Annotated in this window: 7 protein-coding genes and 1 pseudogene; 7 read left to right on the forward strand and 1 reads right to left on the reverse strand. The window is 45.0% G+C overall.

What is annotated here, in order from left to right; translation table 11 throughout:
- Window positions 1-50 precede the first annotated feature (50 nt).
- The 7 genes and pseudogenes from ompA to DK423_RS04315 all read left to right on the forward strand — a co-directional run bounded on the left by ompA (window position 51) and on the right by DK423_RS04315 (window position 8,151).
- Entirely contained in the window at window positions 51-1,091 is a 1,041-nt protein-coding gene (gene ompA, locus DK423_RS04280) for a porin OmpA (protein WP_005559042.1), read from the forward strand.
- Between the two features lie 101 nt (window positions 1,092-1,192).
- Window positions 1,193-1,578 (forward strand): annotated as a pseudogene (locus DK423_RS04285) (LemA family protein); the annotation flags it as partial.
- 300 nt (window positions 1,579-1,878) lie between these two features.
- Window positions 1,879-2,208 carry a Grx4 family monothiol glutaredoxin gene (gene grxD, locus DK423_RS04295; protein ID WP_005559045.1) on the forward strand — a complete coding sequence of 110 codons (330 nt, stop codon included), beginning with the start codon at window positions 1,879-1,881 and terminating at the stop codon, window positions 2,206-2,208.
- 124 nt (window positions 2,209-2,332) lie between these two features.
- A complete protein-coding gene (locus DK423_RS04300) occupies window positions 2,333-2,785 on the forward strand; it encodes a DUF441 domain-containing protein (protein WP_005559046.1) in 453 nt (150 codons plus the stop codon).
- On the forward strand, window positions 2,786-3,175 hold the full coding sequence (locus tag DK423_RS04305; protein WP_005559047.1) for a DUF423 domain-containing protein: 390 nt from the start codon (window positions 2,786-2,788) through the stop codon (window positions 3,173-3,175). It begins immediately after the preceding gene.
- Window positions 3,172-7,284 carry an ATP-dependent RNA helicase HrpA gene (gene hrpA, locus DK423_RS04310; RefSeq protein ID WP_109043885.1) on the forward strand — a complete coding sequence of 1,371 codons (4,113 nt, stop codon included), beginning with the start codon at window positions 3,172-3,174 and terminating at the stop codon, window positions 7,282-7,284. The genes DK423_RS04305 and hrpA overlap by 4 nt, the downstream gene beginning before the upstream one ends.
- Before the next feature lie 9 nt (window positions 7,285-7,293).
- Window positions 7,294-8,151, forward strand: a complete 858-nt coding sequence (locus DK423_RS04315; RefSeq protein ID WP_005559053.1) for an abortive infection family protein — start codon at window positions 7,294-7,296, stop codon at window positions 8,149-8,151.
- Between the two features lie 259 nt (window positions 8,152-8,410).
- Here DK423_RS04315 and DK423_RS04320 read toward each other — a convergent pair whose 3' ends face one another.
- Entirely contained in the window at window positions 8,411-9,076 is a 666-nt protein-coding gene (locus DK423_RS04320) for an HAD family hydrolase (RefSeq protein WP_005559057.1), read from the reverse strand.
- Between the last annotated feature and the right edge of the window lie 215 nt (window positions 9,077-9,291).

Below are 9,291 nucleotides of genomic sequence, written 5' to 3' on the forward strand. Positions count from 1 at the left end.
GCTGATACTGTTTTAAATTAAAGATGACTAAGTTAAAGAGGATCATCAAAATGAAAAGAACTGCAATCGCATTAGCTATCGCTGGTTTAGTAGCAGCAACAGTAGCACAGGCAGCACCACAAGCAAACACTTTCTATGCTGGTGCAAAAGCCGGTTGGGCTTCGTCTCATCACGGATTAAATCAATTTAAACAGAAAGGAGTTTCTATAAATCGTAACTCTGAGGCTTACGGCGTTTTCGGTGGTTATCAAATTACAGATAACTTCGCTGTTGAAGCAGGTTATGAATATTTTGGACGTTCTAAGGCTAAAGTTAATGGTGCCCAACGCTTTAGACATACTGCTCATGGTACAACTTTAGCACTTAAGGCAAGTTATCCTGTGTTGGACAACTTAGATGTTTATGGACGTGTTGGTGCCGCTTTAATTCGTAGTGATTATAAAGTTGGTCAAGCCAATAAACCTGATAGATATCACAATTTGAAAGTATCTCCGGTTTTTGCGGGTGGTGTTGAGTACGCCATTCTTCCTGAACTGGCATTACGAGCAGAATACCAATGGGTTAGCCGTGTAGGCAACTTAGGTCGTGCAGAAGAAAGAGCCGACCGTTCTGCACGTACAATTGATTATTCACCGGACATCGGTTCTGTAGCAGTTGGTTTGTCCTACCGTTTCGGTCAAGGTGTAGCACCTGCTCCGGCTCCTGAAGTTGTAAGAAAGACATTCAGCTTGAACTCTGATGTGACTTTCGCATTCGGTAAAGCTAACTTAAAACCGCAAGCACAAAGCACATTAGACGGCATCTACGGCGAAATCGCTCAAGTGAACAATGCTAATGTTCAAGTTGCAGGTTATACAGACCGTATCGGTTCTGACGCTTACAACCAAAAATTATCTCAAAGACGTGCTGAAACTGTAGCAAACTACCTTGTATCTAAAGGTGTTTCTCAACAAGCCATCTCTGCTACCGGTCATGGTAAAGCAAATCCGGTTACCGGTAACAAATGCGATGCAGTTAAAGGCCGTAAAGCGCTTATTGCTTGCTTGGCTGATGACCGTCGCGTAGAAATCGCTGTTAATGGTACTAAATAATTCATTTGTTGATTATTAGCAAATAGAAATAATAAAGACCTAAACGAAAGTTTAGGTCTTTTGTTTTATGTAGTCAGGTTATTTAAATATAAGGAATGAAAATGAAAAAATGGCTTATTTTAATCGCAGTTATTGTGATTGCGGCAGTCACCTTGATTCCAAGCTATAACGGTTTTGTAAAAGCGGAAGAAGAAATTTATTCTGTGTGGATAAATGTGTGGAATCCACTTACCACGTCGTAGCGACTTAATTCCGAATTTAGTGAATATGGAAAAAAGTCAGGCGAATTTTGCAAAAGGAACCTTAACCGGTGTTGTTGAAGCCGTGCAAAAGCGGTACAAAACAAAATCGATCCGTCTAAATTTAACGGAAGAACCATTAACTCAATTCCAACAAAATCAAATGCTATGAGTTCGGCGTTATCCCGTTTGTTGGTAAGCGGGAAAATTATCCTGAATTGGGTGCCGATGAAGGCTTCATGAATTTAGCGTAAAAAAGTGCGGTGGTTTTTTATCGCGTTTTTATGGCGACATCGAAGCTGTAACAAGCGGAAATTATTCCGGTTGTGGTAATCGGTAAAATCAACTGGCGCCGACCTTATGTCAGCCCAATGAATCATGTGCTGAATGAAGAATTAACCTAAATCTTGCCGCCCTAATGGACGAGGTGAGGGCGCTCCGGTAGTAGCCGGTAAATCCGAGTCAAACATTCAGGCTTTTATTGGTGGGGGAAAATTGTTTGTGATACAATACGCGCGTTTTTTCCTTCAATAAACACAAGGAACATTATGGAAACTTTAGATAAAATCAAAAAACAAATTAGCGAAAATCCAATTCTTATTTACATGAAAGGCTCGCCGAAATTCCCGTCTTGCGGTTTTTCCGCCCGTGCAGTCGAAGCGTTAATTCACTGCGGAGTGCCGTTCGGTTATGTGGATATTTTGCAACACCCTGATATTCGTGCCGAATTGCCGGCTTACGCCAACTGGCCAACGTTCCCGCAATTGTGGATAGAAGGCGAGTTAATCGGCGGTTGCGACATCGTGCTGGAAATGTACCAACAAGGTGAGCTTAAAACCTTATTACAAGAGGTTGCGACAAGACATCCGCAAGCGTAAAAACGCGTTTTAAAATGACCGCACTTTGGTTTCCGGAGTGCGGTTTTTTGTTGCTTGACGCAGGGAAAAACAGGCGGCCTGTGCTATAATTCACCGCAAATTTTTACCGCGCTTTAGGATCAATATGTCGTTTCAATTCAACACGATCGCCTTACTTTTGGTGATTTTAATTTTATTAGGTGTACTCAGCCACAACAGTTCCATCACCATTTCCGCCGCTGTATTGCTTATCATGCAACAAACCTTGCTCGCCAAATATATTCCTTATTTGGAAAAATACGGCTTAAGCATCGGTATCGTGATTTTAACCATTGGTGTATTAAGCCCGCTGGTTTCCGGCAAAATCCAATTGCCGGGCTTGTCGGCGTTTTTTAGCTGGAAAATGTTTGTCGCCATTGGTGTCGGCGTGTTGGTGGCGTGGCTTGCCGGCAAAGGCGTTCCGCTCATGGGAGAACAACCGGTTCTGGTAACCGGCTTGGTTATAGGCACTATTATCGGCGTTTCTTTTCTCGGCGGCATTCCCGTGGGTCCACTCATCGCTGCCGGTATTTTGGCATTATTAATAGGAAAATTTTAAATGAAAAACAAATGGTTATTCATTGCCGCCGTGAGCGGTTTTTTATCTGTCAGTATTGGCGCTTTTGCAGCACACGGTTTAAGCCAAGTGTTGGAACCGAAAGCTTTAGCCTGGATTGACACCGGCGTGAAATATCAAATGTTCCACACCCTCGCCATCATGGGAATCGGCATCGCGCAATTATGCCGTGAGCAATTCGTCGCCAACAAAAGCGCCAATGTTGCCGCCGGCGCGTGGACCTTCGGCATCCTTCTCTTTAGCGGCAGTTTATATGCTCTCGCACTTGGCGCAGGTAAATTTATGGTTTGGCTCACGCCCATCGGCGGCACGCTATTTTTAATCGGCTGGCTTGGTTTGGCTTACGGCAGTTTCAAAAGTAAATCAGAATGAATAAAATAACGATAAAACAAGAACTTAATCCTTTACAACACTCCCTTTTCACACAACTGAATGACGTCATGCTTGCGGATAAACGCCGTTTATCCGCGCGTATTCATGGCATTGGCAAAATTAAAAGCACCGATGCACAACAAGCCGTCGCCACGGAGATCGAACAACAAATTCAACAGGCGAAATTGCGCGTGGAACAACGGAAAAGTGTGGTGCAAAATCCGATTGTTTTTCCGGAAAGCCTGCCTGTTAGCCAACGCAAAGCGGAAATCGAAAAATTATTGTCCGAACACCAAGTGATTGTGGTGGCAGGGGAGACCGGTTCGGGCAAAACGACCCAGTTGCCAAAAATGTGTCTGGAGTTGGGGTTAGGCAACTTCGGCATGATTGGACACACCCAACCACGCCGCATTGCCGCCCGTTCCGTCGCCGCGCGTATTGCGGAAGAATTGCAAACGGAATTGGGTGATTTGGTGGGTTACAAAGTGCGTTTTAACGACAGTCTCTCCGACAACACCCAAATCAAGCTGATGACCGACGGGATTCTGTTGGCGGAAATTCAAACGGATCGTTTTCTTAACCAATATTCCTGCCTGATTATCGATGAAGCCCACGAACGCAGCCTGAATAACGATTTTATTCTGGGTTATCTGAAACAGCTTTTGCCGCGTCGCCCGGATCTTAAATTGATTATCACCTCCGCCACCATTGATGTGGAGCGTTTTTCCAAGCACTTTGATAACGCGCCGATTATTGAAGTTTCCGGCAGAACCTATCCTGTGGAAGTGCGTTATCGCCCTATCGCCGAGGAAGACGATCAAGACCAGTTGCAAGGTATTTTAAATGCGGTGGATGAGCTGCAAGCAGAAGGGCGCGGCGATATTTTGATTTTTATGAACGGCGAACGAGAAATCCGCGACACGGCGGAAGCCCTGCAAAAACAAAATTTAAAACACACGGAAATCCTACCGCTCTTTGCGCGCTTATCGGCACAAGAACAAAACAAAATTTTCCACCCGAGTGGCTTAAATCGTATCGTGCTTGCCACCAACGTGGCGGAAACTTCCCTCACCGTGCCGGGCATTAAATATGTTATCGACCCCGGCACCGCGCGCATTTCTCGTTACAGTTACCGCACCAAAGTGCAACGCTTGCCTATTGAGCCTATTTCACAAGCCTCCGCTAATCAGCGCAAAGGGCGTTGCGGACGTGTGAGCGAAGGTATTTGTATTCGTCTTTATTCGGAAGAAGATTTTAACAATCGCCCGGAATTTACCGATCCGGAAATCTTGCGCACCAATTTAGCATCCGTTATTTTGCAAATGACGGCGTTGGGTTTGGATGATATTGAAGCCTTTCCGTTTGTGGACGCGCCGGATAAACGGCATATTCAGGACGGGGTGAAGTTGTTGGAAGAGTTGGGGGCGTTAGAATGGAAAGTAACACGCCAGCCCCCCTCAGCCCTGCGGGCAGCTCCCCCCGCAAGCAAGGGGAGCCAAGATTCTTTTTCTACACAACTTCATAATCTTTCCTCCATCCGTAAACAGGGGGAGGGAAAGGGTATTTTATCAGAAGAAGGAGCTTCGCTCCCTCCGTTTACGGGGGGAGCTGCCCGCAGGGCTGAGGGGGGGAATACTCCAACTTTTAAAGAAAAACGCGTTCTCACAAATCTCGGTCGCCAACTCGCCCAGCTCCCCGTGGATCCACGCCTTGCCAAAATGCTGCTAAGTGCGGTCAATTTTGGCAGCGTTTATGAAGTGATGATCATCGTTTCCGCGTTATCCATTCAAGATCCGCGTGAGCGCCCGACAGAAAAACAACAAGCAGCGGAAGAAAAACATCGTCGTTTTGCCGATAAAAAATCGGATTTCTTGGCGTTTTTGAATCTGTGGAATTATCTGCAAGAACAACAAAAAGCCTTGAGCAAAAACCAATTCCGTCGCCAATGTCAAAAGGATTTTCTCAATTATCTGCGCATTCGCGAGTGGCAGGATATTTATCAACAAATTCGCCTTGCGGTGCGTGAAATGGGCTTGCCGATTAATTCCGAAAAAGCGGAATATCAGCAAATTCATACCGCACTTTTAAGCGGTTTGCTGTCCCATATCGGGCTGAAAGAAGCGGAAAAGCAGCAATATCTCGGCGCACGCAACGCCCATTTCACCATCTTCCCTAATTCCGTGCTTTTCAAAAAGCAGCCGAAATGGGTGATGGCGGCGGAGTTGGTGGAAACGTCCAAACTCTGGGGACGCATGGTGGCGGAAATCGAGCCGGAATGGATTGAACCGCTTGCGGTGCATTTAGTGAAAAAATCCTATTCCGAACCGCGTTGGTCGAAATCGCGCGGGGCGGTGATTGCCGATGAAAAAGTGAGTTTGTACGGCGTGCCGATTGTGGCGGCGCGCCCTGTGAATTACGGCGCTATCGATCCTGCGGTGAGCCGCGAGATTTTCATTCAATCGGCTCTGGTTGAGGGCGATTGGAATACGAAGCACTCGTTCTTCAAACAAAATCAACAGCTTATCCGCGAAGTGGAAGAACTGGAACACAAAAGCCGCCGCCGTGATATTTTGGTGGACGAGCGCACGCTGTTTGAGTTTTACGACCAACGAATCGGCACGGAAGTGGTGTCTCAAAAGCATTTTGATACTTGGTGGAAAAAAGCGTCCAAACAGGATCCGGAACTGCTGAATTTCGAGCGTTCTTTCCTGATTAATGACGACGCGGAGCAGGTGAGCAAACTGGATTTTCCGAATTTCTGGCACCAAGGCAATTTGAAACTCAAACTCACCTACCAATTTGAACCCGGCACTGACGCGGACGGCGTGACCGTGCATATTCCGCTGCCGTTGCTTAATCAGGTGGAAATGACGGGCTTTGACTGGCAAATCCCGGGCTTGCGTGAAGAACTGGTGATTGCGCTGATTAAATCCTTGCCGAAATCCTACCGTCGCAACTTCGTGCCTGCGCCGAATTACGCGCAAGCCTTTTTAGGGCGCGCCGTACCGTTGGAAAAACCGTTATTGGATACGCTGATTTATGAATTGCGCCGCATGACGGGCGTGACCGCGGAAGCGGAACATTGGAACTGGGCGCAAATCCCGAGCCATTTAAAAATGACGTTCCGCGTGGTGGATGAAAAGGGCAAGAAAATTGCCGAATCTATGGATTTGGACGCGCTGAAGTTTGAGCTGAAAGACCGTGTGCAGGAAAGCATTTCTGCGGTGGCGGACGACGGCATTGAACAAAGCGGCGCGCACATTTGGAATTTCGCCGACCTGCCGCAATTTTATGAGCAGAAAAAACAGGGTTTCAGCGTGAAAGCCTTCCCGGCAATCGTTGATGAAAAAGATGCCGTGGGCCTGAAACTGTTTGAAACGGAATTTGAGCAAGCCGTGGCAATGCAGCAAGGGCTGCGCCGCCTGTTGTTGCTCAACGTGCCGTCGCCGATTAAATATTTACACGAAAAACTGCCGAATAAATCCAAACTCGGGCTTTATTTCACGCCGTTCGGACGTGTGCTGGATCTGATTGATGACTGTATCGCCTGCGCCGTGGATAAACTCATTGTGGATTTCGGCGGTTTTGTGTGGAACGAAGAAGGCTTTGAAAAACTGCGCGATTTTGTGCGCGAAAACCTCAATGATGTCACCGTGGATATTGCACAAAAAGTGGAGCAAATCCTTACGCTCACCCATCAATTAAACCAACGACTGAAAGGCAAAATGGACTTCACCATGGCGTTTGCGTTGTCCGATATGAAAAGCCAAATCGCCGGCTTGATTTATCAAGGCTTCGTACAAAAAAGCGGCTACGCCCGCCTGCCGGATTTACTCCGCTACCTGCAAGCCATCGACAAACGCATGGACAAACTTGCCCAAGACGTCAATCGCGACCGCGCGGCAATGTTACGCGTGGAACAGGTACAACAAGCCTACCAACAGTTGCTCGCCAAACTCCCGAAATCCAAACCGATTTCTGATGAAGTAGCTGAGATTCGATATATGATCGAAGAATTGCGCGTGAGTTTATTTGCGCAGCAGCTGGGGACGAAGTATCAGGTGTCGGAGAAGCGGGTGTTGAATTTGATTATAAATATTAGTTATTAAGGACTTTTTATGAGTAAGATATTAATTCCACTAGAGATTATTGCTTTTTTATCCAGAGAGTTACCTGGCTTTAATTCACATACAGAATTAGATACATTATTTTTATCTGCAGGTATAGCATCAGATAGTATTTCTAATGAAAATAAGGAAAAAAAGGTTCAACGTAAATTATCAAATATAAATGATACTTGCCCAGAACCAATACAAAAATTAGAGATCTTGCTTAATGAAGCTACAAAACCTTTGATGGGAAATGATTTTCCCTATGGATATAAAAAAACTCAAGAAGAGAACAAGAAAAAATTTAAAGAGGATATAGAAACAGAACTAAGTAACCATGGTTTCACATATATTAATGGGAAAATCTTACCATCAAAATCGTTATCGCCTGTTAGCATCACTTTGTTTGATTTGATTAAAAATAGAGATGTTTCCTCAATAAATCGAGAATTTGATAGAGCGCTAAAAAGTTTAAATACAAATCCATTAGATGCGATTTCTTCTGCATGTAATATTTTAGAGTCTATTTTAAAATTTTATATTTCAGAGAAATGTTTAGAACTACCTAATACACAAATATTAAAAGAATTGTGGAAAGTAGTTAAAGAAGATTTTAAGTTTGGATTAAGTAAATTAGGACAAGATGATTTACAGAAAATTAATTCTGGTATTACATCTATAATTGATGGTGTAGCATCAATAAGGACACACGAAAGCTCAGCACATGGTGGAGGTCCAGAATCCTATATTCCTGAGGTTAGACAGGCAAGATTGGTTGTTAATGCAGCTCATTCTTTGGCTATATATATATTAGAAACATGGGAGGCTCAAGATAGCCTTTCACCATCGCCAAAACGTCTCAGATAGTATAAGTCCCCAACGATAGCACGTCTCCCGACGCGTGCTTATTTTCAAGCATTAGGCACGCGTCGGGAGACGCGCGCCAACGTAATAGATCAAAAAGTGCGGTCATTTTATTCGCAATTCGGCATTGCCGACTTGCTCACCCTTCGGGTCGTCGGCAAGCCGACGCTCAAAACGCGTTGCGTTTTGTCTCAATCGTTTTTCTCGCTCAAAAAACACTTCCAAAACCGACCGCACTTTTCTATTTTTCTCAATAAACCGATTAATGATGTAACTGTTGAATGACGCGCAAGATTTCTTTCATGTCTTTACCACAATAATCGGCTTCGGATTGGTCGATGTGCATGCGTTTTTCTTCGTAGGCGATGACGGGAATGCCTGCGGTTTTAGCGGCTTGAATGCCGGAAAAAGAATCCTCAATCGCCACGGCATTTTGGGCTTGTACGCCTAATTTTTCGAGGGTGTAACGGTAAATTGTCGGGTCCGGTTTGCTGCGCTTAAATTGTTCGCCGCTGACAATAAAATCAAAATGTTGAATGATGCCGCATTCGGTCAGAATATTTTGAATGTGGTCAAGGTGGGAGGAGGAGGCGACGGCTAATTTTATACCGTTTTGTTTGGCGAAATCAATGATTTGCTGAATATCGGCTCGGAAAATCGCGCGGTAATCCACGGTGGCAAAAAGCTGTTTGAAGAAATCAAAATAGCGCTGTTTGATTTCTTCTAAGGAGAGCGAGGAACCACTCAATTTTTTCACGATTTCAGGGATTTCCGCCAGTCCTTTGCCTACCACTTCCGAACGTTCGAGCGGGGTTAACGTGCAGTCGTGTTCCTTAATGGATTCAATAAATTGCGCTTGTAAGTCGTATTCTAAAAATTCGGTATCGACAATCACGCCGTCCATATCAAAGATGATCGCTTGTAGCATAGATTTTCCTTATAACAGTTGGATTTTTGTAAAAACTTTAAATTTTGTTGGCGCGCGTTTCCCGACGTTTGCTTATTTTCAGACATCAGGAACACGCGTCAGGAGACGCGCGCCAGTGGTGTTTTTTTGTGTTTTCGCGTAGATACTGTCTCCCAGCCCCAAAGTCAAATGTTTTTTCACTAAGCTAAACAAACTTGTGGTTGGTAAAAAGTTTT

This window comes from Aggregatibacter actinomycetemcomitans, from assembly GCF_003130205.1.
Taxonomy (GTDB): Bacteria; Pseudomonadota; Gammaproteobacteria; order Enterobacterales; family Pasteurellaceae; genus Aggregatibacter; species Aggregatibacter actinomycetemcomitans_A.

Bases quoted from the DNA above. Each gene is read 5' to 3' on its own strand.
- ompA (WP_005559042.1), top strand. From the start codon at position 51: ATGAAAAGAACTGCAATCGCATTAGCTATCGCTGGTTTAGTAGCAGCA.
- grxD (WP_005559045.1), top strand. From the start codon at position 1,879: ATGGAAACTTTAGATAAAATCAAAAAACAAATTAGCGAAAATCCAATT.
- DK423_RS04300 (WP_005559046.1), top strand. From the start codon at position 2,333: ATGTCGTTTCAATTCAACACGATCGCCTTACTTTTGGTGATTTTAATT.
- DK423_RS04305 (WP_005559047.1), top strand. From the start codon at position 2,786: ATGAAAAACAAATGGTTATTCATTGCCGCCGTGAGCGGTTTTTTATCT.
- hrpA (WP_109043885.1), top strand. From the start codon at position 3,172: ATGAATAAAATAACGATAAAACAAGAACTTAATCCTTTACAACACTCC.
- DK423_RS04315 (WP_005559053.1), top strand. From the start codon at position 7,294: ATGAGTAAGATATTAATTCCACTAGAGATTATTGCTTTTTTATCCAGA.
- DK423_RS04320 (WP_005559057.1), bottom strand. From the start codon at position 9,076: ATGCTACAAGCGATCATCTTTGATATGGACGGCGTGATTGTCGATACC.